The 23,418-nt window shown below is 68.6% G+C and carries 21 protein-coding genes and 2 tRNA genes; 15 read left to right on the forward strand and 8 right to left on the reverse strand.

Annotated features, from left to right (window positions below; all coding sequences use genetic code 11):
• The first annotated feature begins 11 nt into the window (after positions 1 to 11).
• The 6 genes from FHX53_RS10610 to FHX53_RS10635 all read left to right on the forward strand — a co-directional run bounded on the left by FHX53_RS10610 (position 12) and on the right by FHX53_RS10635 (position 7,719).
• Entirely contained in the window at positions 12 to 2,162 is a 2,151-nt protein-coding gene (locus tag FHX53_RS10610) for a DUF6049 family protein (protein ID WP_182491314.1), read from the forward strand.
• Positions 2,159 to 3,838 carry a lipid II flippase MurJ gene (gene murJ / locus FHX53_RS10615; protein WP_182491315.1) on the forward strand — a complete coding sequence of 560 codons (1,680 nt, stop codon included), beginning with the start codon at positions 2,159 to 2,161 and terminating at the stop codon, positions 3,836 to 3,838. Before FHX53_RS10610 ends, murJ begins: the two co-directional genes overlap by 4 nt.
• 125 nt (positions 3,839 to 3,963) lie before the next feature.
• A complete protein-coding gene (gene trxB, locus FHX53_RS10620) occupies positions 3,964 to 4,920 on the forward strand; it encodes a thioredoxin-disulfide reductase (RefSeq protein ID WP_182491347.1) in 957 nt (318 codons plus the stop codon).
• Positions 4,921 to 4,953: 33 nt separating this feature from the next.
• Positions 4,954 to 5,277, forward strand: a complete 324-nt coding sequence (trxA, locus tag FHX53_RS10625) for a thioredoxin (RefSeq protein WP_182491316.1) — start codon at positions 4,954 to 4,956, stop codon at positions 5,275 to 5,277.
• A gap of 137 nt (positions 5,278 to 5,414) precedes the next feature.
• On the forward strand, positions 5,415 to 6,722 hold the full coding sequence (locus FHX53_RS10630) for an aminotransferase class I/II-fold pyridoxal phosphate-dependent enzyme (protein WP_182491317.1): 1,308 nt from the start codon (positions 5,415 to 5,417) through the stop codon (positions 6,720 to 6,722).
• Positions 6,723 to 6,732: 10 nt separating this feature from the next.
• Complete coding sequence (locus tag FHX53_RS10635) at positions 6,733 to 7,719, forward strand: D-alanine--D-alanine ligase family protein (RefSeq protein WP_182491318.1); 987 nt, start codon at positions 6,733 to 6,735, stop codon at positions 7,717 to 7,719.
• Between the two features lie 40 nt (positions 7,720 to 7,759).
• Here FHX53_RS10635 and FHX53_RS10640 read toward each other — a convergent pair whose 3' ends face one another.
• The 8 genes from FHX53_RS10640 to rpmH form a co-directional block, all read right to left on the reverse strand.
• On the reverse strand, positions 7,760 to 8,710 hold the full coding sequence (locus FHX53_RS10640; RefSeq protein ID WP_182491319.1) for a ParB/RepB/Spo0J family partition protein: 951 nt from the start codon (positions 8,708 to 8,710) through the stop codon (positions 7,760 to 7,762).
• Entirely contained in the window at positions 8,710 to 9,603 is an 894-nt protein-coding gene (locus tag FHX53_RS10645; protein WP_182491320.1) for a ParA family protein, read from the reverse strand. Before FHX53_RS10645 ends, FHX53_RS10640 begins: the two co-directional genes overlap by 1 nt.
• Before the next feature lie 109 nt (positions 9,604 to 9,712).
• Positions 9,713 to 10,351, reverse strand: coding sequence for a 16S rRNA (guanine(527)-N(7))-methyltransferase RsmG (gene rsmG / locus FHX53_RS10650; protein WP_182491348.1), 639 nt, complete (start codon positions 10,349 to 10,351; stop codon positions 9,713 to 9,715).
• A gap of 146 nt (positions 10,352 to 10,497) precedes the next feature.
• On the reverse strand, positions 10,498 to 11,001 hold the full coding sequence (locus FHX53_RS10655; protein ID WP_182491349.1) for a Jag family protein: 504 nt from the start codon (positions 10,999 to 11,001) through the stop codon (positions 10,498 to 10,500).
• Positions 11,002 to 11,003: 2 nt separating this feature from the next.
• Positions 11,004 to 11,960 (reverse strand): membrane protein insertase YidC, encoded by a 957-nt coding sequence (gene yidC / locus FHX53_RS10660; protein WP_182491321.1) that lies wholly within the window; start codon positions 11,958 to 11,960, stop codon positions 11,004 to 11,006.
• 8 nt (positions 11,961 to 11,968) lie between these two features.
• Complete coding sequence (yidD, locus tag FHX53_RS10665) at positions 11,969 to 12,286, reverse strand: membrane protein insertion efficiency factor YidD (RefSeq protein ID WP_246335639.1); 318 nt, start codon at positions 12,284 to 12,286, stop codon at positions 11,969 to 11,971.
• Entirely contained in the window at positions 12,283 to 12,627 is a 345-nt protein-coding gene (gene rnpA / locus FHX53_RS10670; RefSeq protein WP_182491322.1) for a ribonuclease P protein component, read from the reverse strand. The genes yidD and rnpA overlap by 4 nt, the downstream gene beginning before the upstream one ends.
• A 9-nt stretch (positions 12,628 to 12,636) precedes the next feature.
• Positions 12,637 to 12,774: a 50S ribosomal protein L34 gene (gene rpmH, locus FHX53_RS10675; protein ID WP_022881903.1), complete on the reverse strand. Its 138-nt coding sequence runs from the start codon at positions 12,772 to 12,774 to the stop codon at positions 12,637 to 12,639.
• 267 nt (positions 12,775 to 13,041) lie between these two features.
• On the opposite strand from rpmH, the gene dnaA reads away from it, so the two are divergent.
• The 9 genes from dnaA (at position 13,042) to FHX53_RS10720 (ending at position 23,318) form a co-directional block, all read left to right on the forward strand.
• A complete protein-coding gene (gene dnaA / locus FHX53_RS10680) occupies positions 13,042 to 14,451 on the forward strand; it encodes a chromosomal replication initiator protein DnaA (RefSeq protein ID WP_182491323.1) in 1,410 nt (469 codons plus the stop codon).
• A gap of 492 nt (positions 14,452 to 14,943) precedes the next feature.
• On the forward strand, positions 14,944 to 16,086 hold the full coding sequence (dnaN, locus tag FHX53_RS10685; protein ID WP_182491324.1) for a DNA polymerase III subunit beta: 1,143 nt from the start codon (positions 14,944 to 14,946) through the stop codon (positions 16,084 to 16,086).
• 10 nt (positions 16,087 to 16,096) lie between these two features.
• Positions 16,097 to 17,290, forward strand: coding sequence for a DNA replication/repair protein RecF (gene recF, locus FHX53_RS10690; protein WP_182491325.1), 1,194 nt, complete (start codon positions 16,097 to 16,099; stop codon positions 17,288 to 17,290).
• On the forward strand, positions 17,290 to 17,790 hold the full coding sequence (locus FHX53_RS10695) for a DciA family protein (RefSeq protein ID WP_182491326.1): 501 nt from the start codon (positions 17,290 to 17,292) through the stop codon (positions 17,788 to 17,790). The genes recF and FHX53_RS10695 overlap by 1 nt, the downstream gene beginning before the upstream one ends.
• Before the next feature lie 158 nt (positions 17,791 to 17,948).
• Positions 17,949 to 19,946, forward strand: a complete 1,998-nt coding sequence (gene gyrB / locus FHX53_RS10700; RefSeq protein ID WP_182491327.1) for a DNA topoisomerase (ATP-hydrolyzing) subunit B — start codon at positions 17,949 to 17,951, stop codon at positions 19,944 to 19,946.
• 64 nt (positions 19,947 to 20,010) lie between these two features.
• Positions 20,011 to 22,581, forward strand: a complete 2,571-nt coding sequence (gene gyrA / locus FHX53_RS10705; RefSeq protein ID WP_182491328.1) for a DNA gyrase subunit A — start codon at positions 20,011 to 20,013, stop codon at positions 22,579 to 22,581.
• Between the two features lie 12 nt (positions 22,582 to 22,593).
• Positions 22,594 to 23,001, forward strand: a complete 408-nt coding sequence (locus FHX53_RS10710) for a DUF3566 domain-containing protein (protein ID WP_182491329.1) — start codon at positions 22,594 to 22,596, stop codon at positions 22,999 to 23,001.
• A 66-nt stretch (positions 23,002 to 23,067) separates the two neighbouring features.
• Positions 23,068 to 23,141: transfer RNA gene (locus tag FHX53_RS10715), tRNA-Ile, on the forward strand.
• Positions 23,142 to 23,245: 104 nt separating this feature from the next.
• Positions 23,246 to 23,318, forward strand: a tRNA-Ala gene (locus FHX53_RS10720).
• Positions 23,319 to 23,418 lie beyond the last annotated feature (100 nt).

Raw genomic sequence — 23,418 nt, forward strand, 5'->3', positions numbered from 1 at the left:
GACTTCCGAGCATGTCGGCCGAGCGGGAGCGGAGGGGTTCTTCCGCGCCCGCGACCCCGCTGCGAGCGCTCCTGGCGATGCTCCTGCTCGTTCTGCTCGCGGCGCCCGCCGGCATTGCCCCCACCGCCCGGGCGACCACCGAGGCAACAGGGATGAGCGGACTGAGGCTCACGATCGCCCCGCTCGGCGCGGGCATCGTCGGCCCCGATTCCCCGCTCGAGCTGCGCGTCGTCGCGACGAATCGATCGACGGAAGCGACGCCCTCCGGCACGGCGACGATGTCGATCGCCGCGGACTCGCCCGCCGATCCGGCGGCGCTCGCCGCCTGGTTCGGCGAGAGCGACGCGGATGTCCGCCTCGCCCCGGTCTCGTCCGTCGCGCTCCCCGCGCTCGAGCCGGGTTCGAGCGCCACCGTCGTGCTGCGCGCCGAGTCCGACGACGTCGGGTTCGCCGGGACCTGGGGGCCTCGAGTCGTCGAGGTGACGGCGGAAGGGGAGGGCCGGATGCTCGGCTCGGGGCGCTCCGCCGTCGTCTGGGTGCCCGAGGACGCGACACCGCCCACGGCGACCGTCGTCTCCGCCGTGCCGCTCACCGCTCCCGGTTTCGATGGCGCGTTCATCCCCGCCGAGGATCTCGAGGTGCTCACGACGCCCGGCGGTCTGCTCATCCGCACCCTCGACGCCGTCGCGGGGCGCGAGGTCGCCATCGGGGTCGATCCCCGGGTCATCGCGTCGATCCGCATCCTCGGAACGGCGGCTCCCGAGTCGGCGATCTCGTTCCTCGACCGCCTCGCCCTCATCCCCAACGACACGTTCGCCCTGGCCTGGGCCGACGCCGATCCCCTCGCGACGGCGCACGCCCGTGGAGTTCCGCTTCCGCCGATCGAGGGCGCGGGAGCCGCGCTCGACCCGAGCGTTCTCAGCCCCGGAGAACCGGAGGGCGCGGACGGCGGGGACGCGAGCCCCGCACCGTCCGATGCCCCCGACGATCCTGACGCCTCGCCCTCCGCAGCACCCGCCCCGAGCGACGACGCCGAGGACCTCCCGACGCTGGATGAGCTCAGCGCATGGCCCCACGACATCGACTCGCTCGCCTGGCCGCGAGAGGGCACCGCGACCGCGAGCGCTCTCGGAGTGCTCGCGGAATCGGGCGTGCGCGCCGCGATCATCGGCAGCGGCAACCTCGACGGCGGCCGGGGCCTGGTGGCCGAGGCGGGCGATCTGCGCGTCCTGCGCAGCGACGACGCGCTCTCCCTGGCGGCGCGCGAAACGGTCGCCGCCACGACCGAGCAGGAGTTCGAGAGCGCGGCGGCGCGCGTGTCGGCGCTCATCGCGGCCTCGAGCGCCTCCGACGCGGCGGTCGTGCCGTTCTTCACCTTGAGCCGCGACCGGCTGGGCAACTCTCTGCGGCTGCTCGAGCTGCTGGGCGCGATCGAGGCGATGCCGTGGGCGCGCGGGGGCAGTCTTGCGACAGCGAGCGCGGCATCCGGGCCCGGGGTCGGCGTCATCGACGCCGCGATCGCCGAGGATCGCCTCGTCGACGTGGGGCGGATGCTCGACGCCGAGGCGGCCGACCGCGCTTTCGCCGAGGTGGCCGTCGAGCCCGCGCTCATCACCGACGAGCGGAGGCTCGAGCTGCTCGGCGCGCTCTCCCTCGGATGGGATGAGGAGACCGGCGAGGCCGCGACTCGATTCGTGGAGGCCTCGCAGGAGCTGCGCTCCGGCGTGCAGATCGTCGAGGGCAGCACGATCACGCTGCTGTCCGACCGCACATCGCTTCCCGTGACCGTGCAGAACGCGCTCGACGTGGCGATCAGGGTCTTCGTCCGCGTCGACAGCGCCACCGGGCGCCTCCTCGTCGAGGACCGCCGGGTCGAGACGATCGTCGAGCCGCAGTCGCAGACGCGCGCGCTCGTGCCCGTGCAGTCGCTCACGAACGGGGAGGTGCCGATCACGGTGTCGCTCGTCGATGCCGTCGACCAGCCCGTCGGCCAGTCGACGAGCGTTCTGCTCAATCTGCAGGCAGGGTGGGAGACCGCGGCGATCGTCGTCATGGCGGTGCTCGTGGGCGGTCTGCTCGCGTTCGGCCTGTCCCGCGACATCCGCCGACGACGGATGCGACGGCGACTGCGCGCGCAGCGCGGCGAGGAGGAGACGGCGTGAGCGACGATCCTCGCCAGGGCTTGCCCGACGGCGTGCCGGAGGACCGCTCCGGCGGCGTCGGCCGCGCGAGCCTCGTGCTCGCCTCCGGCACGATCGTGTCGCGCCTGCTCGGCTTCGTCAGCGCCGTCATGCTCACGCAGACGATCGGCGCGCTCGGGTCGGGCGCGAACACCTTCGCGCTCGCCAATCAGCTGCCGAACAACATCTACGCGATCGTCGCCGGCGGCGTGCTGAGCGCCGTGCTCGTGCCGCAGATCGTGCGGGCGAGCGTGCACGACGACGGCGGCGAGCGCTTCATCAACCGCCTCGTCACGCTCGGGCTCGTGGTGTTCCTGCTCGCGGCGGTGCTCGCGACCCTCGCGGCGCCGCTACTGGTCGCGCTGTACGCGGCCTCCTCCGACGGTGGAGGGCGCGGCTTCACGAGCGAGGAGATCGCCCTAGCGACGGCCTTCGCCTACTGGTGCCTGCCGCAGGTGCTCTTCTACGCGCTGTACACGCTCTTCGGCGAGGTGCTCAACGCGCGCCGCGTGTTCGGGCCGTTCACGTGGGCGCCCGCGATCAACAATGTCGTCGCGATCGCGGGCCTCGTGGTCTTCGGCGCGATGTTCGACGCCGACGTCCGGCGGGCATCCGAGTGGACGCCCGAGATGATCGCCGTGCTCGGCGGGTCTGCGACCCTCGGCGTCGCCGTCCAGGCCCTCGTTCTCGTGCTGTTCTGGCGGCGGGCGGGGCTGCGCTACCGGCCCGAGTTCACCTGGCGCGGCGTCGGCCTCGGCGCGACCGGCCGAGCCGCCGGATGGATCTTCGCGATGATCGTCGTGATGCAGATCGGCGGCATCGTTCAGACGCGCGTCGCCTCGGAGGCCGCGACGGCCGACGACGCCTCGCTCATGGTCATGCGCACGGCCTGGCTGCTGTTCATGCTGCCGCACTCGGTCGTCGTCGTCTCGCTCGTGACGGCGTATCTGACCCGCATGAGCGCGCACGCCCGCGACAAGGACCTCGATGCGGTGCGTGTCGACACGACCGAGGCGATCAGGATCACGGGCCTGCTCATGACGCTCGCGACGATCGGCCTCATCGCCGTCGCGGTGCCGTTCGCTCGCATCTTCGCCGAGGACGCCGTCGACGAGATCGCCACCGTGCTCATCGCGTTCGTCATCGGCCTCGTCCCGTTCAGCGTGTACTTCGTCATGCAGCGCGTCTTCTACGCCCTCGATGACACGCGCACGGCGTTCTGGCTGCAGGCGGCGCACACGGCGTTCTTCATCATCGGCGCGCTGCTGTGCTCGCTCCTGCCGACCGCCTGGATCGTGCCCGGCATCGGACTCGTGACCTCCGCGGCCGGCGCCTTCCAGATGGTGCTGGGGGGCCTCGTTCTCGGCCGCCGGCTGGGGGGTCTGGATGCTCCGCTCATCGCGCGGCGCATGACGCAGTTCATCGTCGCCGCCGTCCCCGCCCTGCTCGTCGGGCTCGGCGTCGGCGCGGCGCTGGGCACGCTCGGTGGCGGCCTCGTCGGAGACGGCTTCGCGCGCGCATCCGTCGGGGGAGCCCTCGTCAGCATCCTCGCCATCGCCGTTCCGACGGTGCTCGCCTACGGAGGAGCCCTGCTCGCGATGCGGGTGCCCGAGGCGCTCAGCACGCTCGCGCTCGTGCGCGGGCGGCTCGGGCGCTGACCTTCGGCGCCGCGCCGGGTGAACGCTCCATGAACACGCCCGCCCCCGGAATACCCCCGACCTAGGATGAGTTGTCACCCGTGTCGGAGCGCCTCCCGCCCGGCACCCACCTCGTGAGGAACGACATGCGCCACGTCATCATCATCGGCTCCGGCCCCGCGGGCTACACCGCGGCCATCTACGCCGCGCGCGCCAACCTCGAGCCGCTCGTGATCGCGAGCTCCGTCGAGTTCGGGGGCGAGCTGATGAAGACGACCGAGGTCGAGAACTTCCCCGGCTTCCCCGAGGGCATCATGGGCCCCGACCTGATGACCCGCATGCAGCAGCAGGCCGAGCGCTTCGGCGCCGAGATCGTCTACGACGACGTCGTGTCGCTCGAGCTCGAGGGCCCCGTCAAGTCGGTCACGCTCGGCAACGGCGACCGCCACGAGGCGCACGCCGTGATCTTCGCGACCGGCTCGGCCTACCGCAAGCTCGGCATCGCCGACGAGGAGCGCCTGAGCGGCTACGGCGTCTCGTGGTGCGCCACGTGCGACGGAGCCTTCTTCCGCCAGAAGACCGTCGCGGTCGTCGGCGGCGGCGACTCGGCGATGGAGGAGGCGACCTTCCTCACGCGCTTCGCCGACAAGGTCTACGTCATCCACCGCAGCGAGACCCTCCGCGCCTCCGCCGCGATGCAGGACCGCGCGAGGAACGACCCCAAGATCGAGTTCGTCTTCAACAAGACGGTCGAGCACATCTACGGCTCCGACCTCGTCACGGGCGTCGGCCTCGTCGACACCGTCACGGGCGAGGAGACCACGCTCGATGTCTCGGGCCTCTTCATCGCGATCGGCGCCGACCCGCGCACGCACCTCGTGCACGGCGTCGTCGACCTCACCGAGCACGGCACGATCGCCGTCGAGGGCCGCTCGTCCCGCACGAGCGTCGAGGGCGTCTTCGCCGCCGGCGACGTCGTCGACCCGACCTACCGCCAGGCCATCACGGCCGCGGGCAGCGGCACGGTCGCGGCGCTCGACGCCCAGCACTACCTCGAGACCCTGCACGACGCCGCGCGCGAGACCGCGTCGGCGACCGCCTGAACCGCAGAATCCGCAGAACCCAAGGAGAGACACATGAGCACGCGCGACGTCACCGACGCGACCTTCGAGCAGGAGGTCCTGAACAGCGAGAAGACGATCATGGTCGACTTCTGGGCCGAATGGTGCGGCCCCTGCCGCGCCGTCTCGCCGATCCTCGACGCGATCGCGACCGAGAACGCCGACAAGATCGACATCGTCAAGCTCAACGTCGACGATAACCCGCAGACGGCCATGAAGTACCAGATCACCTCGATCCCCGCGATGAAGGTGTTCAAGCGCGGCGAGGTCGTCAAGACCGTCATCGGCGCCAAGCCCAAGCCCGCTCTCGAGGCCGACCTGGCCGAGTTCCTGGCGTAGGCACCCCCCGCCACGGGCATCCGCCCGTTCACGTTGCGACGATCGGCCCGCCCTCCGGAGCGGGCCGATCGTCGTTCCGGCCGTATCCTGGAAGGCACTGCCGCTTCGGGCAGCCGCGTGATCGGTGGTGAAATGGCGTGATTCCCCGCGAAGGAACCAATCTCGACCCCTGGTACGGCCTCTACGCCGACCGCACCGCCGGCCTGAGCGCCTCCGAGGTCCGCGCCCTCTTCGCCGTCGCCTCGCGCCCCGAGGTGGTCTCGCTCGCTGGCGGGATGCCCTTCGTGAGCGCGCTGCCCCTGGAGAGCATCCGCAGCTCGATGGAGCGCGTGATGCGCGACCAGGGCGCCCGCGCCCTCCAGTACGGATCGGGGCAGGGCACGCCCGAGCTGCGCGAGCACATCCTGGAGATCATGGCGCTCGAGGGCGTGCGCGCGGGTGTCGACGACGTCGTGGTCACGACGGGCTCGCAGCAGGCGCTCGACCTCATCGCGAAGCTCTTCCTCGATTCCGGCGACGTCGTGCTCGCCGAATCGCCGTCCTACGTCGGCGCGATGGGCATCTTCCGCTCGTACCAGGCCGAGGTGTCGCACATCGCGATGGACGCCGACGGCATGATCCCCGCCGCCCTCGTCGAGCGCATCGCGTCGCTGCGGGCCGCGGGGCGACGCATCAAGTTCCTGTACCTCATCCCGAATTTCCATAACCCCGCCGGCGTGACGCTGAGCTGGGAGCGCCGCCTCGAGATCATCGAGATCGCGCGCCGGGAGGGCGTTCTGATCGTGGAGGACAACCCGTACGGGTTGCTCTGGTTCGATCGGCCGGCCCCGCACGCCATGCGCTCGGTCGAGACCGACGGCATCGTGTACCTCGGGTCGTTCTCCAAGACGCTCGCCCCGGGGTTCCGCATCGGCTGGGCGCTCGCGCCGCACGCCATCCGCGAGAAGCTCGTGCTCGCCGCGGAGTCGGCGATCCTGTCGCCGAGCGCCGTGAACGAGCTCGTCGTGAGCGACTACCTGGCGAACGCCGACTGGAAGGGCCAGATCGACACCTTCCGCGGCCTCTACCGCGAGCGGCGGGATGCCCTCATCGACGCCCTCGAGCACTACCTGCCCGATCTGGAGTGGACGAACCCCAACGGAGGCTTCTACGTGTGGGTGACCCTTCCCGAGGGCCTCGACGCGAAGGCGATGCTGCCGCGCGCGGTGAAGGAACTGGTGGCGTACACACCGGGCACCGCGTTCTTCGCCGATGGCGCCGGCCGGGCCAATCTGCGCCTGTCGTACTGCTACCCGACGCCGAACGAGATCCGGGAGGGCATACGCCGACTCGCGAGCGTGGTGCGCGGCGAGCAGGAGCTGCTGTCGACCTTCCACCCCACCGGCCCCGTGGATCTCGTCCTGCCTGCACCGCACGTCATCAGCCCGCCGCCGAACCTGGGATGAGCCCGATCGCATGACCCGACCCCCCACCGATTCCCCGGCGCAGCGCGTCGTCGTCCTCGCCGGCGGCATCTCGCACGAGCGCGACGTCTCCCTGCGATCGGGCCGACGCGTCGCCGATGCACTCGCCTCGCACGGCCTGCAGGTCGAGCTGCGAGACCCGGATGCGACTCTCCTTCCCGCTCTGCTCGCCGACCGACCGGATGTCGTGTGGCCCGCGCTGCACGGCGCGAGCGGCGAGGACGGTGCGCTTCGCAGCCTCCTGGAGTTCCTCGGCGTGCCCTACGTGGGCTCGCGCGCCTCGGCGACCCGCCTCGCGTGGGACAAGCCTGCGGCCAAGACCCTCGTCGAGAGGGCCGGGGTGCCGACCCCGCACTCGATCACGCTCACCCGCGACGCCTTCCGCGAGCTCGGGGCCGAGAGCGTGCTCGCCGTGGTCCGCGGCGAGCTGCCCGGTGAGCTCGCCGTCAAGCCCGCGCAGGGCGGATCGGCGCAGGGCGTGAGTCTCGTCAGCAGCGACGACGAGCTTCGCCGCGCCATGGTGCTCGCCTACACCTACTGCGACGTGGCGATCATCGAGCAGCGCATCCGCGGCACCGAGATCGCGATCGGCGTGATCGACACGGGCGACGGCCCCGTCGCCCTCCCGGCCGTCGAGATCGAGCCGCTCTCGGGCGTGTACGACTTCGAGGCCCGGTACAACGCGGGGGAGACCCGCTTCTACGCCCCGGCTCGCATCGCCGACGACGTCGCCGAGCGGGCGACGGCCATCGCGCTCGCCGCCCACGGGGCTCTCGGCCTGCGCCACCTCAGCCGCATCGATCTCATCGTCGACGGCGCAGGGACCCCGTGGTTCCTCGAGGCGAGCGTCATGCCGGGGCTCACGGAGACCTCGACCATCGCGCTCGCGCTCGACGCAGCGGGGCACGACATCGGCTGGGTGTACGCGGCGCTCGCCCAAGCGGCGATCCGCGACGAGGCCGAAGAGAGAAATCCCTGATCAGAGCGGTATTTTGTGGGCGCGATGGGCGCCGCACCCGCTAGCGGAAGCCGTCGTCCCCGAGCTCGCCGAGGATGCGATTGAGGTCGCCGATCGTCGCGAAGTCGATGACGATCGACCCCTTCTTCGCCCCGAGGGCGATGCTCACGCGCGTGTCGAGACGGTCTCCGAGGCGCTCCGCGATCTCCGCGAGCTGCGCCTGCCGACCGCCGGGCGCGGGCTTCCGCTGCTTGCGCGTGCCGGCCGCTCCGCTCCACTGCTGCGCGACGGCCTCGGCCTGGCGAACGGAGAGCTCCTCGTTGACGATCCTGTCGGCGAGGCGCTGCATGAGCTCGGGCTCGTTGGTCGACAGGATGGCGCGCGCGTGACCGGCGCTCAGCACGCCTGCGGCGACACGGGCCTGCACGGCCTCGGGGAGGCGCAGCAGGCGCAGAGTGTTGCTGATCTGCGGGCGCGAGCGGCCGAGTCGCTCCGCGAGGCGCTCCTGCGTGATGCCGAAGTCCTCGAGCAGCTGCTGGTAGGCGCTCGCCTCCTCCAGCGGGTTCAGCTGAGCCCGATGGAGATTCTCGAGGAGGGCATCCCGCAGCATGTCCTCATCGGCAGTGTTGCGCACGATCGCGGGGATCGTCTCCAGGCCGGCGAGGGTGGATGCCCGGAGCCGGCGCTCGCCCATGATGAGCTCGTACTGCGGCTCGCCCTGACCCGCGCCCGCGCGCTCGCGGACGACGATGGGCTGCAGCACCCCGAACTCGCGCACGGAGTGCACGAGCTCGGCGAGCTCCTCCTCCCGGAACTCCGTCCGCGGCTGCTGCGGGTTCGGCACGATGTCGCTCGGCGCGATCGCCGCAAGACGGGCGCCCGGCACCGCGGCGAGCTCACCGGCGCCCGCCGGCGCAGGGAAGAACACGTCGACGGGGCGATCGCGATCGCCGTCGCTCATGGGGATGAGCGCGCCGATGCCGCGCCCCAGTCCTGTGCGCTTGGTGGCCATTACTGCTGCGCTCCTCTCTGAGCGATCTCCGCGGCGGCCTCGAGGTAGGAGAGCGAGCCGGCGGAGGACTGGTCGTAGCTGATGACGCTCTGCCCGAACGACGGGGCCTCGCTGATGCGCACGGAGCGCGGGATGAGCGTGGAGAGCACGAGGTCGGGGAAGTGCTCGCGCACGTCGGCGACGACCTGCTGCGCGAGGTTCGTGCGGCCGTCGTACATCGTCATGAGAATCGTCGACACCCGGAGGTCGGGGTTGAGGTGCTTCTCGATGAGCTTGATCGAGTTCAGGAGCTGACTGAGCCCTTCGAGCGCGTAGTACTCGCACTGGATCGGGATGAGCACCTCGCGCGCGGCGACGAACGCGTTGATGGTGAGGAGGCCCAGCGACGGCGGGCAGTCGATGAAGACGTAGTGAACGGGCTCGTCGACCTCCTGGAGGTACGTGTCGAGAGCGGTGCGCAGGCGCTGTTCGCGAGCGACCAGCGATACCAGCTCGATCTCAGCTCCGGCGAGGTGGATCGTGGCAGGGACGCAGTAGAGGTGTTCGAACTCCGGGCTCTTCTGGACGACGTCGTCCATCTCGGCCTCGCCGACGATCACGTCGTAGACGCTGGGAGTGTCTGCGCGGTGCTCGACGCCCAGCGCGGTCGAAGCGTTGCCCTGGGGGTCCAGGTCGATCACGAGAACGCGGGCGCCGGAGCGCGCGAGAGCCGCCGCGAGGTTGACGGTCGTGGTGGTCTTGCCCACGCCGCCCTTCTGGTTCGACACCGTAAGCACGCGGGGCGCGGCGGGCAGCGGCAGATCCCTCTGCTGCAGGGCCATCCGCCGACGCGTGATGTCCGCGATCTCCCGAGCGAGGGGAGTGGACTCGTCGTAGCTGCCGCTCGACGTCATCGGAGCGCCTCCCGAGTCGATGTTTCACGTGAAACGGGCGCCGAATCGACGCCCGTCGGTGGCACCCGCTGCCACCCGCTCTCGATCGATCGAGCTCGATCGGAGGGGTTCAGGATGCTGCGTCCACTGTAGCCCGAAAGACCCGGGTCGCTTCGGGGACGAGCCCACGACCAAGCTCGACTACCTCGATCGCGGACAGTCGATACTTGGCGATCTGCTTCCGCGCCGCCTCGACCTCATCCTGCACGCGAGCACCCTTGAGAACGATGAGCTCGCCGCCACGCCGGACGAGCGGAGCCGCCAGAGGGATAAGGGTGCGCAGTGCGCTGACGGCTCGCGCCGTGACCTGGTCGAGAGGCGCGACCGAGAAGGCGTCCTCAGCCCGCGCACGCAGCACGGTCACGTTGTCGAGACCGAGGCGGTCCGCCTCGGCATGGAGCCACTCGCAGCGGCGCTCCATGGGCTCGATGAGCACGAAGTGAGCATCCGGGCGTGCGATTGCGAGCACCAGACCGGGCAGACCGGCACCGCTGCCGATGTCGCCGACCCGCGCCCCCGGCAGGATGAGGGGCGCGAGGACGGCGGAGTTGAGGACGTGCCGCGTCCAGAGGCGGGGGAGCTCGAGGGGGCCGATGAGTCCGAGCAGTTCGCCGTGCAGCGCCAGATCCCGCGTGAATCGCCGGCCCAGCTCGATTCGGTCGCCGAAGATCGTCGCGGCCGACTCCGGCTCGACCTCGAGGCTCTTCAGCGGATCGCCTGTCGTGGTCGGTGCTGCGCCGCTGGGGTCGTCAGCCCGATCGGAACGCCGGTCGTCACCGAACGCGGCGTGCACTGTGGCGGGCCCGTCCGCTGGCGGGGGAGTGCCGTCGTGATGTTTCACGTGAAACGAAGCGGTCAGGCGCGACGGAGAACCGTGTGACGGTCGGCGCCCTCGCCCTCGGACTCGGAGGTAAAGCCGCGATCAGCCACGAGGTCGTGGACGAGCTTGCGCTCGTAGCTCGACATCGGGGGCAGGGCGGCCGAGGAGGCACCGGCTTCGAGGCGCTCGACGGCTCGATCCACGAGGAGCGAGAGCTCCTGGGCCCGCGCGTCGCGCGATCCGCCGATGTCCAGAATCAGTCGCGAGAACACCCCGGTGCGCGCGTGCACCGCGAGCCGGGTGAGTTCCTGGAGGGCCGCGACGACATCGGGCTTCGAGAGCAGGCGCAGGTCATCCGCGTTCTCGGACTCGACCGAGAGGTAGACGCGGCCGGCGCGGGACTCGATCTCGAGGTCGCCGTCGAGGTCGGCGAGGTCGAGAAGCTCCTCCAGGTAGTCAGCGGCGGCGTCGCCCTCGTCGAGGAGCGCCTGCGCGCTCGGCTCGGTCTGCGCAGCCTCGTGCTCGGTCACATCGGTCATGGTCATTTACCCGTCTTCTTCTTCGCACGGTTCTTGCCGACCGGCTGCTGGCGCTGAGTCTTCTTGTGTTCCTCGACCGACGGTTCCGGCACGTCCTCGACAATGGTCGGCAGGCCGCGGCGCTGCCGCTTCTTGGCCATCCGCGCCTCGCGCGCGAGGGCCGCCTCGGAGCCGGGCGTCGGCATGTTCCGGATGACGATGAACTGCTGCACCATCGTCCAGAGGTTGGAGACGAACCAGTAGAACATCACGCCGAGCGGGAACGCGAAACCGGAGAACGCGAAGACGAGGGGGAGCAGGTACAGCAGGATGCGCTGCTGCTTGTACATCGGAGACGCCTTCATCTCCGGCGACTGGTTCTTCGACATGATCTGCAGCTGGGTGATGAACTGCGAGGCCGTCATGAGCACGACGAGGATCGACGCGATGACGATGACCCAGACGTTGCCGTCGGAGGTGATCATCGACGACCCGAGCGGCGCGAGACCGAGAAGCTCGGCGTCGCCGAACTGGCGGGAGAGCTGCTCGTTCAGGAGCCCGACTCCCGGCTTGCCGGCGTACGCGTCACTCAGCACGTAGAAGAGGCTCAGGAAGATCGGCATCTGCAGCAGCAGCGGGAGGCAGGACGACAGCGGGTTGGTGCCCGTGCGCTTGTAGAGGGCCATCGTCTCGCGCGACATGGCCTCACGGGAGAACTGATCGCGCTTGCCCTTGTACTTGTCCTGAATCTTCTTCAGCTGCGGGGCGATCTCCATCATCCGCCGCTGGCTCTTGATCTGGCGCACGAAGATGGGAATGAGGAGTGCGCGGATGACGACCACGAGGCCCGTGATCGACAGCACCCAGGTCACGCCGGAGGCGGCATCCATGCCCGCGAGCATGAGGAGCGAGTGCCAGCCGACGAGGATCGCCTCGATGACCCACTTGATGGGCCACAGGATGAGGCTGAAGAAGTCCATGACGGGAATTATCCCTTTCTCTGAGAGGCCACGAAGCCGAACCGCGTGCGGCGGTAGGGGGAGTGCTCGTGGACGGGTACGTCGTCGATGCCGCCTTCGGCCCACGGGTGGCAGCGCGCCAGTCGGCGGGCGGCGAGCCAGCCGCCTCGGGTGACACCATGCTCCTGCACGGCACCGAGGGCGTAGGCCGAGCAGCTCGGGTAGTAGCGGCAGACATCCCCGTAGAGCGGGGAGATGACGGCGCGGTAGCCCCGGAGGAGCACGATGACGAGGTTCCTGGGCAGGAGCGCGATGGTCTGGAGCGCACTGCTCCGCAGCACCATCATGCCGTCACCACCCGTCGAACGCCGCCGTCGATCTCAGCCCGCAGGGTATCCCAGTCGATCTCGCCCGCTCCTGGGAGTGCCCGGATCACGATGAGATCCGTGGCAGGAACGGGAATGTCCGTGATCGCCATCGCGCAGACGGCCTGGATGCGCCGTCTGACCCGGTTGCGAACGACAGCGCTCCCGACCTGCTTGGAGACAATGACCCCGAAACGGGGTCCGTCGGCAGATGGGGAGCGCAGCCGGTGGAACACGGCATGCTCGGCGGTGGCGCGACGACCTTTTCGCACTGCGGCGCGAAAATCGTCCGGGCGTGTGACCCGATGAGCCCGCCCGAGCACCGGGGAGTCTTAGGCCGAGAGCTCGGTGCGACCCTTGCGGCGACGCGCGGCCAGGATGGCGCGTCCGGCGCGGGTGCGCATGCGCAGGCGGAAGCCGTGCACCTTGGCGCGACGGCGGTTGTTGGGCTGGAACGTGCGCTTGCTCATGGTTATCTCCTCGGCCACTGCAGGGCGGCGACGACGGGCGGTGCCCGGACATCGCAGAACCGACCCGGACAGAAGTCAACCGGTTAACAGTACGGTGGCGGGGGCCCGCGGTCAAACCGCGCGAGTCGGCCCGCGCATTATCACCACCGTCGGCGCAGACCATTGGTAACGACGCGCCGCTCCCGTCTACAGTGGGGGGCTATGGCGCGCCGCGGTGAACCGTGCTGCCGCTGATACCGGTGCCACTCACCCCCGAGGAGTCCAGCGATGACGGATGAGCCCGATTCCACCGTCGAGCTGTGGAACTCGGTGCAGAGCGTCCTCACTGCGGATGAGCGCATCACTCCGCAGCTGCACGGGTTCATCAACCTCGTCGAGCCGCGAGGCATCATGGCCGGCACCCTCTACCTGGAGGTGCCGAACGAACTGACGCGCGGCATGCTCGAGCAGCGGATCCGCCTACCCCTCCTCAACGCGCTGTCGAGCGTCGCCGGAGAGACCGTCACGAGCTTCGCGATCGTCGTGAACCCCGAGATCCAGAACGACGGTTTCGACGCCCCCGTCGAGAAGATCGAGCCGACGCCGTACATCGAGCAGCCGCAGACCTCGACTCCAGTGAACGCGAGCGACCGACGCAGCGACAGCCGCCTCAACCCCAAGTACAGCTTCGACAACTTCGTCATCGGCGGCTCCAACCGCTTCGCCCACGCCGCTGCCGTCGCCGTTGCCGAAGCGCCGGCGAAGGCCTACAACCCGCTCTTCGTCTACGGCGAGTCCGGTCTCGGCAAGACTCACCTCCTCCACGCCATCGGCCACTACGCGGAGAGCCTCTACCCGGGCATCCGCGTCCGGTACGTCTCGAGCGAGGAGTTCACGAACGACTTCATCAACTCGATCGCGAACAACCGCGCGAGCCTGTTCCAGTCGCGCTACCGGGAGATCGACATCCTGCTGATCGACGACATCCAGTTCCTGCAGGGCAAGGACTCGACGCAGGAGGCCTTCTTCCACACCTTCAACACGCTGCACGACCACAACAAGCAGGTCGTCATCACGAGCGACCTGCCACCGAAGCACCTCACAGGCTTCGAGGACAGGATGCGCAGCCGCTTCGAGTGGGGCCTCATCACCGACGTCCAGGCCCCCGACCTCGAGACGCGCATCGCGATCCTCCGCAAGAAGGCGCAGAACGACCGCCTCCAGGTGCGTGACGACGTGCTCGAGTACATCGCTTCCAAGGTGTCGAGCAACATCCGCGAGCTCGAGGGCACCCTCATCCGCGTGACGGCGTTCGCGAACCTCAATCGCACGCCCGTCGACATGCAGCTCGTGCAGACGGTACTCAAGGACCTAATCACGCTCGACGAGGACAACGTCATCGCGCCGGTCGACATCATCAATCACACAGCCGCCTACTTCAAGCTCACGGTCGACGACCTCTACGGCTCGTCGCGCTCGCAAGCGGTGGCGACGGCCAGGCAGATCGCGATGTATCTGTGCCGCGAGCTCACGAATCTCTCGCTGCCGAAGATCGGCCAGCTGTTCGGCAACCGCGATCACACGACCGTCATGTACGCCAACAAGAAGATCAGCGAGCTCATGAAGGAGCGACGCTCGATCTACAACCAGGTCACCGAGCTCACGAGCCGCATCAAGCAGAACCACCGCTACAGCTGACCTGATTCCTCTTTATCTGCGCGTCAGAGCAGCCAGATCGGGACGCGGCCCGGGCCTGCGCCCGGGCCGTTCTTGTGTCCTCCCACAGGCCATTGCCAGGTTCGGAGGGGTTTTCGCACACTGGGGACAGCTTGTGGATAACTGTGCTGACACGCGCACACGGATTGTGGATGGCGGGCGAGAACGTGTGAGCGGCGATGACGACGCCCGCAGATCGCTCCCCTGCGCTTCACGACCTTCGAGGCGACTCATCCACAAATCACACGACTGTCGTTCGGCCTGATTCTGGGTTTCCCACGGAGTTATCCACACTGTGCACAGCGGTTAACGCTGTTAATCCTTCTTCTTAATCGATGAGAGAGGGTGATAACCCTTCCTGGCCCGGAACGACAGGAATCCGGGCTGTTCGCACCGCATCAGCCCTGTGCCAGTATTGAAGCCCCCGCAACCGGGGCAGCAGCATCCGCAGCATTCACGACCGAGAGGGAGCCCGTGAAGTTCCAGGTCAATCGCGACGTCTTCGCCGATGCCGTGTCGTTCGCCGTGAAACTGCTCCCTCAACGCACCACCCTCCCGATCCTCAGCGGGGTCCTTTTGCGGGCCGAGGGCAACACGCTCACCCTCTCGTCGTTCGACTATGAAGTCTCCGCGCAGACCGCGATCTCCGCGGACATCGAGGAGGATGGAACCGTCCTGGTGTCGGGCCGGTTGCTGTCGGAGATCGCCTCGCGCCTCCCGAACGCTCCCGTCCAGTTCACGACGGAGAACAACAAGATCGCCGTCCGCTGCGGTTCTGCGCGCTTCACGCTCTCGAGCATGCCTGTCGAGGAGTACCCGAGCCTCCCCGTCGTCGACGGCCCCGCCGGCATCCTGCCGGGCGACGCGTTCTCCGACGCCGTCGGCCAGGTCTCAGTGGCAGCGTCGCGCGACGACGTCACGCCCGTCATCACCGGTGTGCAGCTCGAGATCGCCGAGAACCGTCTCTCGCTCGTCGCGACCGATCGCTACCGGGTCGCCGTCCGCGAGATCGACTGGGAGTCGTCGGCCGTCGCCGAGGGCGTCACGGCGCTCGTGCCCGCCCGCACGCTCTCCGAGCTCGGCAAGATCTTCGGCCACTCGGCGCAGATCGAGGTCACCATCGTCACCGGGGGCGACCGCGAGCTCATCGCGTTCTCGGCCGACAAGAAGACCGTCACGTCGCTGCTCATCAAGGGCAATTTCCCGCCCGTGAAGCGACTCTTCCCGGAGACGGTCGACAACTATGCGGTGATGAGCACCGCCGAGCTCATCGAGGCGACCCGTCGCGTGGCCCTCGTTCTCGAGCGCGACGCCGCGCTTCGCTACAGCTTCTCGGTCGATGGCCTCACTCTCGAGGCGATCGGCAGCGAGAACGCCCAGGCCTCCGAGACAATCGATGCCCACCTGGTCGGCGGTGATACCGTCGTCTCGCTCAAGCCGCAGTTCCTCATCGACGGTCTCGCGGCCGTGCACAGCGAGTTCGTGCGCATCTCGTTCACCAAGACCGACAATCCGAACAAGCCGGGCCCCGTGCTCATCACGAGTCAGTCGTCGAAGGACCAGCCGGGCGCCGACAACTACCGCTATCTGCTGCAGCCCAACCTGCTGTTGCGCTAGCGCGGTCGGCGTGCACGTCACCCACCTTTCGCTCGCGGACTTCCGCAACTACGCGCGCGCCGAGGTCGAGATCGCCCCGGGCCCGGTGCTCTTCGTCGGTCGCAACGGGCAGGGCAAGACCAACCTCGTCGAGGCGATCGGATACGCGAGCACGGTCTCGAGCCACCGTGTCTCCACTGATCAGGCGCTCATCCGGTTCGGCGCCGAGTCGGCGATCGTGCGGATGCGCGTCCAGCACGACGACCGTGCGCTCGTCATCGAGTTCCAGCTGAATCGTACGGGCGCGAACAAGGCGCAGGTCAATCGTGGGGCGATCCGCGTCCGCGAGCTGCCCCGCTATTTCTCCAGCGTGCTGTTCGCCCCCGAGGATCTCGCACTCGTCCGCGGGGAGCCCGGAGGCCGCCGCGCGTTCCTCGACACGCTCGTGGTGCAGCGGAATCCACGATTCTCCGGTGTAATCGCCGACTACGAGCGTGTGCTCCGCCAGCGGAACACGCTGCTCAAGTCGGCGCGGGCCTCCCGCGTTCCCGCCGACGCGCTCACGACTCTCGACGTGTGGGACGACCGACTCGTCGAGCTCGGCACCGAGCTCATGGTCGCCCGCTGGCAGCTCGTCGCCGCTCTTCGACCGCACGTGGCCGCTGCGTACCGGGCCGTCGCAGGCGATGATCACCGCACACGACTGGGTCTGCAGCACTCGATCGAGGGCGACGCTGCCGACCCGCATCTCGACGACGAGACGGCGCATGCCCCGCTCGACCCCGAGGTCACGCGCGAGCGATTCCGCGCCGTGCTCGCCGAGCGCCGTCGCGCCGAGCTCGAGCGCGCGGTCACGCTCGTCGGCCCGCACCGCGATGAGCTCGTGCTCGAGCTCAACGGGCTCCCCGCGCGCGGCTACGCCAGTCACGGCGAGAGCTGGTCGTACGCGCTCGCGCTCAAGCTGGCCTCGGCGCACGTGCTGCGGGCGGACTCCGTCGCCGGCGACCCGGTCCTCGTGCTCGACGATGTATTCGCCGAGCTCGACGAGGGTCGTCGTGAGCGCCTCGCCGACGCCGTGCAGGGGTTCGAGCAGGTGCTCATCACCGCGGCGGTCGGGGGAGATGTGCCCGATCGGCTGCGGGCGACGACGGTGCGGATCGCCGGGGGCGCCGTCGTGGAGGACGACGCGACGGAACCCACCGCCCCGCCCGAGAGCGAGGCCTGATGCCGGCCCGCGAGCAGCCCGAGTCGGAGGCGGCGGCCGTGTACCTGCGACTGCGCCGGCTCATGGGCGACCCGGCGAAGCGATCGGGCGACGCACGCAAGCGGTCGACGGTCGTGAGGGGGGCATCCGTGCCGTTCGGAACCGGCCGCGAGCCGTCGGGCCTCGGTGACGTCATCGACTCGATGAGCGCGCGCATGGGATGGACGTCACCGCTCGCGAGGGGCGAGCTGCTGCTGTCGTGGCCGGAGCTCGTGGGAGAGGACACCGCCGCGCACTCGACACCCGTGGGCATCGAGGATGAGGTGCTCACGGTGCAGTGCGATTCGACCGCCTGGGCCACGCAACTGCGGCTCATGCGGGCCGAGATCCTGACCTCGATCCTCCGCCGCTACCCGGACGCGGGCGTGACGTCCATCCGATTCGACGGGCCGGGAGCGCCGAGCTGGAAGCGCGGCCCGCGGTCGATCCCCGGCCGCGGTCCACGCGACACCTACGGGTGAGAAAGCGAATCACACCGCCAGCATCCAGAAATCGCGCCTGAGGCCCGGTAGAAGCCCGCTGAGAGCCGTAATTTTGCTAGGATTGTCACGTCGCGGCGGGGCCATTTCTTGAGCCCGTGCCAGCACGATCGGTCTACTCGGCAGGAGCGCAATCCCCTATGGCCACCACCCCCTCCACCCCTGCCTCGGATGAGGCGTACGGCGCGAGCCACATCCAGGTTCTCGAAGGGCTCGAGGCGGTCCGCAAGCGGCCGGGCATGTACATCGGCTCAACAGGGCCGCGCGGCCTCCACCACCTCGTGTACGAGATCGTCGACAACTCCGTCGACGAGGCCCTCGCCGGCTTCTGCGACACCATCGATGTCACGATCCTCCGCGACGGCGGCGTGCGCGTCGTCGACAACGGCCGTGGCATCCCCGTCGACATCCACCCCGTCGAGAAGAAGTCGACCGTCGAGGTCGTCCTGACCATCCTGCACGCCGGTGGCAAGTTCGGCGGCGGGGGCTACGCGGTCTCCGGCGGCCTCCACGGCGTCGGCAGCTCGGTCGTCAACGCGCTGTCGACGAAGCTCGAGGTCGAGGTGCGTCGCCAGGGCAACGTGTACCGGCAGAGCTACCAGAACGGGGTTCCGGATGCCCCGCTCGCGAGGGGCGAGGCCTCGACGTCGAACGGCACGACCATCACCTTCTGGCCGAACGACGACATCTTCGAGACCGTCGACTTCGACTACGACACCCTCCGGACTCGGTTCCAGCAGATGGCCTTCCTCAACAAGGGTCTGCGCATCGCGATCACGGACGAGCGCCAGCCCGATCACACTGCCGACACCGGCGAGGGTGTGAGCACGGCGCCGCGGCACGAGGAGTTCCTGTACGAGAAAGGCCTCGTCGACTACGTCGAGTTCCTGAACTCGGCGAAGAAGATCGAGGTCGTCCACCCCGAGATCATCAGCTTCGAATCGGAGGACACCGAGCGCCGCATCGCGCTCGAGGTCGCCATGCAGTGGACGAACGCCTACTCGGAGTCGGTGCACACCTACGCCAATACGATCAACACCCACGAGGGCGGCACGCACGAGGAGGGTTTCCGGGCGGCGCTGACGACGCTCGTCAACCGTTACGCCCGCGAGAAGGGTCTCATCAAGGAGAAGGACGAGAACCTCTCCGGCGACGACGTGCGCGAAGGCCTCACCGCGGTCATCTCGATCAAGCTCGGCGAGCCGCAGTTCGAGGGCCAGACCAAGACAAAACTCGGCAACACCGAGGCGAAGTCCTTCGTGCAGAAGGTCGCCGGCGAGCACCTCTCCGACTGGTTCGAGCGCAATCCGGTGCAGGCGAAGGACGTCATCCGCAAGGCGCTGCAGGCCGCAGCCGCGCGCCTCGCTGCCCGCAAGGCGCGCGAGCAGACTCGACGCAAGGGCCTGCTCGAGTCGGGCGGCATGCCGGGCAAGCTCAAGGACTGCCAGTCGAAGGATCCGTCGCTCTCCGAGATCTTCATCGTCGAGGGCGACTCGGCCGGCGGCTCGGCCGTGCAGGGGCGCAACCCCGAGACGCAGGCGATTTTGCCGCTGCGCGGCAAGATCCTCAACGTCGAGAAGGCGCGTCTCGATCGCGCGCTCGGCAACGCCGAGGTGCAGGCGATGATCACGGCGTTCGGCGCCGGCATCGGCGAGGACTTCAGCCCCGACCGGGTGCGGTACCACAAGATCGTGCTCATGGCCGATGCCGACGTCGACGGCCAGCACATCACGACGCTCCTGCTCACACTGCTGTTCCGCTACATGCGGCCGCTCATCGATCTCGGCTACGTGTACCTCGCGCAGCCTCCGCTCTACCGATTGAAGTGGACGAACTCCGACCACGAGTACGTCTACAGCGATCGCGAGCGCGACGCACTGCTGGAAGCGGGCATCGCCTCCGGAAAGCGCATCCCCAAGGACAACGGGGTGCAGCGCTACAAGGGTCTCGGCGAGATGAACCACCAGGAGCTGTGGGACACCACGATGAACCCGGAGACGCGCACCCTGCTGCAGGTGACGCTCGAGGACGCCGCGGTCGCCGACTCGGTCTTCTCCACCCTCATGGGCGAGGACGTCGAGTCGCGCCGACACTTCATCCAGCAGAACGCGAAGGATGTGCGGTTCCTCGACATCTGATCGAGCATCCGCACCCCCGCGCTGCCCACCCGCACGACTGAACACACACCGAAGGACTGACACCATGGCCGACGACATCACCGACGTCGACGACGCAGGCCCTGGCCCCGGAGGCCGCGTCAATCAGGTCGATCTGCAGCTCGAGATGCAGCGCTCGTACCTCGACTACGCGATGAGCGTCATCGTCGGGCGCGCGCTGCCCGACGTGCGCGACGGCCTCAAGCCCGTGCACCGCCGCGTGCTGTACGCCATGTACGACGGCGGATACCGACCAGACAAGGCGTTCTCGAAGTGCTCGCGCGTCGTCGGCGACGTCATGGGCCAGTTCCACCCGCACGGCGACACCGCCATCTACGACGCCCTCGTCCGCCTCGTGCAGCCGTGGTCGATGCGCTACCCGCTCGCCGCGGGCCAGGGAAACTTCGGCTCGCCCGGCAACGACGGCGCGGCCGCCCCTCGGTACACCGAGACCAAGATGGCGCCGCTCGCGATGGAGATGGTCCGCGACATCGACGAGGACACCGTCGACTTCCAGGACAACTACGACGGGCGCACACAGGAACCGGCGATCCTGCCATCGCGCTTCCCGAACCTGCTCGTCAACGGATCGGTCGGCATCGCGGTCGGCATGGCCACGAACATCCCGCCCCATAACCTGCGCGAGGTCGCCTCAGCGGCCCTCTGGCATCTCGAGAACCCCGAGGCCGACCGCGAGACGCTGCTCGACGCGATCATGCAGCGCGTGAAGGGGCCCGACTTCCCGACCGGCGCGCAGATCCTCGGCGTCAAGGGCATCCACGACGCCTACCGCACCGGCCGCGGCTCCATCACGATGCGCGCGGTCGTGACGGTCGAGGAGATCCAGAACCGCACGTGCCTCGTCATCACCGAGCTGCCGTACCAGGTGAACCCCGACAACCTCGCGATCAAGATCGCCGACCTCGTCAAGGAAGGCAAGCTCGGCGGCATCGCTGACATCCGCGACGAGTCGTCGGGCCGCACCGGTCAGCGTCTCGTGATCGTGCTCAAGCGCGACGCGGTCGCGAAGGTCGTGCTCAACAACCTCTACAAGCACACGCAGCTGCAGGACAACTTCGGCGCCAACATGCTCGCGATCGTCGACGGCGTTCCCCGCACCCTGCCGATCGACGGGTTCATCACCTACTGGGTGGCGCACCAGATCGAGGTCATCGTTCGGCGCACCGCCTTCCGTCTGAAGAAGGCGGAAGCGGACGCCCACATCCTGCGCGGCTACCTCAAGGCGCTGGATGCTCTTGACGAAGTCATCGCACTCATCCGCCGCTCGCCCACGGTGGAGGAGGCTCGCGAAGGGCTCATGCAGCTCCTCGTCGTCGACGAGCTTCAGGCCACGGCCATCCTCAACCTCCAGCTGCGGCGCCTCGCGGCGCTCGAGCGGCAGAAGATCCAGGAGCAGGCGGAGGAGCTCGAGCGGCTCATCGCCGACTACCAGGGGATCCTCGCGAGCCCGGCTCGTCAGCGTTCGATCGTCGGCGACGAGCTCACCGAGATCGTCGACAAGTACGGCGACGACCGCCGCACCGAGATCATGTTCGGCTTCGACGGCGACATGAGCGTGGAGGACCTCATTCCCGAGGAGGAGATGGTCGTGACCGTCACCCGCGGCGGATACATCAAGCGCACCCGCAGCGACAACTACCGCTCGCAGCACCGCGGCGGCAAGGGAGTGAAGGGCGCGCAGTTGCGAGCCGACGACGTCGTCGAGCACTTCTTCGTCACGACGACCCACCACTGGCTGCTGTTCTTCACCACCACCGGCCGGGTCTACCGGCTCAAGACATACGAGATCCAGGAGGCGGGCCGCGACGCCAAGGGCCAGCACGTCGCCAACCTGCTCGCCCTCCAGCCGGGAGAGGAGATCGCGCAGATCCTCGACATCCGCGACTACGCCGCGGCGGAGTTCCTCGTGCTCGCCACCCGCAACGGCCTTGTGAAGAAGACGGCGCTCACCGAATACGACACGAACCGCTCGGGCGGCATCATCGCGATCAACCTCCGCGACGGCGACGAGCTCGTCTCGGCGATGCTCGCCGAGGAGGAGAGCGACATCCTCCTCATCTCGCGCGGCGGCATGTCGGTGCGCTTCACGGCGAGCGACTCGGCGTTGCGGCCCATGGGCCGCTCGACGTCGGGCGTGCGCGGCATGAGCTTCCGGGCCGGCGATCACCTTCTGTCGGCATCCGTGGTCCACGACGACGGCTACGTCTTCGTCGTCACCGAGGGAGGATACGCCAAGCGCACCGCGGTCGACCAGTACCGCGTGCAGGGCCGCGGCGGCCTCGGAATCAAGGTCGCCAAGCTCAACGACGACCGGGGCGGGCTCGCCGGCGGCATCATCGTGGCGGAGGATGACGAGGTGCTCGTCGTGCTCGCGGGGGGCAAGGTCGTCCGCTCGGCCGTGTCGGAGGTGCCTGCGAAGGGCCGCGACACCATGGGCGTCGTCTTCGCGCGACCTGACGACGACGACCGCATCATCGCGATCGCGCGCAACAGCGAGCGAAACCTGGAAGAATCAGACGCCGACACGGCGGAACTCGACAACGACTCCGCCCCCGACGGATCCGAGACCGCACCCGCGGCCCAGGCCGGGAAGTAAGGAAGACACCCTGTGAGCACGGTCGCCGAGAAGCTGCAGCGCAAGTCGCAGCGATCCACCCCCACCAAGCAGGTCCGCCTGAAGCTCGTCTACATCGACTTCTGGTCGGCGGTGAAGCTGTCGTTCCTGATCGCGCTGTGCGGCGCGATCGTCTTCCTCGTCGCCACGTTCTTCATCTGGCTCGTCATGCAGTCGATCGGCATCATCGAGGACATCGACTCGGTCTTCGCCGACATTCTGGGCGACGACGCGACGAGCCTCGCGTCGATCCTGTCGCTGAGCCAGGTGATGCTCTTCGCGATCATCGTCGGCGTGCTCAACGTCGTCGGCGGAACGGCGCTCGGAGCCATCAGCGCACTGCTCTACAACCTCTCGGTGAAGTTCACCGGTGGGCTGCTCGTGGGCTTCACGAACAACTGAGAAGCCAGCATCCGCCCCGATTTCGGGGAAGGTGATCGGGTCGTGTACAGTCATATCCGGTCTCCCGGGGATATAGCTCAGGCGGTTAGAGCGCTTCGCTGATAACGAAGAGGTCCGAGGTTCAAGTCCTCGTATCCCCACGCGATCGGGCCCCGTCCAGACGGGGCCTTCGTCGTCTCCGGCCGCGTTTCGCTTCAGCGTTCGCGGTCGCTAACCTGGTAGCGGCCAGCAACGTCTGCGGTCGGGGGCCTTAGCTCAATTGGTAGAGCGCCTGCTTTGCAAGCAGGAGGTCAGGGGTTCGATTCCCCTAGGCTCCACTGGACTCTCTACCGCGCCGCCGCTTCGGTCGCGTCGGCGCGGAACGCCGAAGGGCGCCCCGTGCGGGGCGCCCTTCGGTTCTGCGGGTGCGCGATGCGA

The organism is Microcella alkalica, assembly GCF_014137945.1.
GTDB lineage: Bacteria > Actinomycetota > Actinomycetes > Actinomycetales > Microbacteriaceae > Microcella > Microcella alkalica.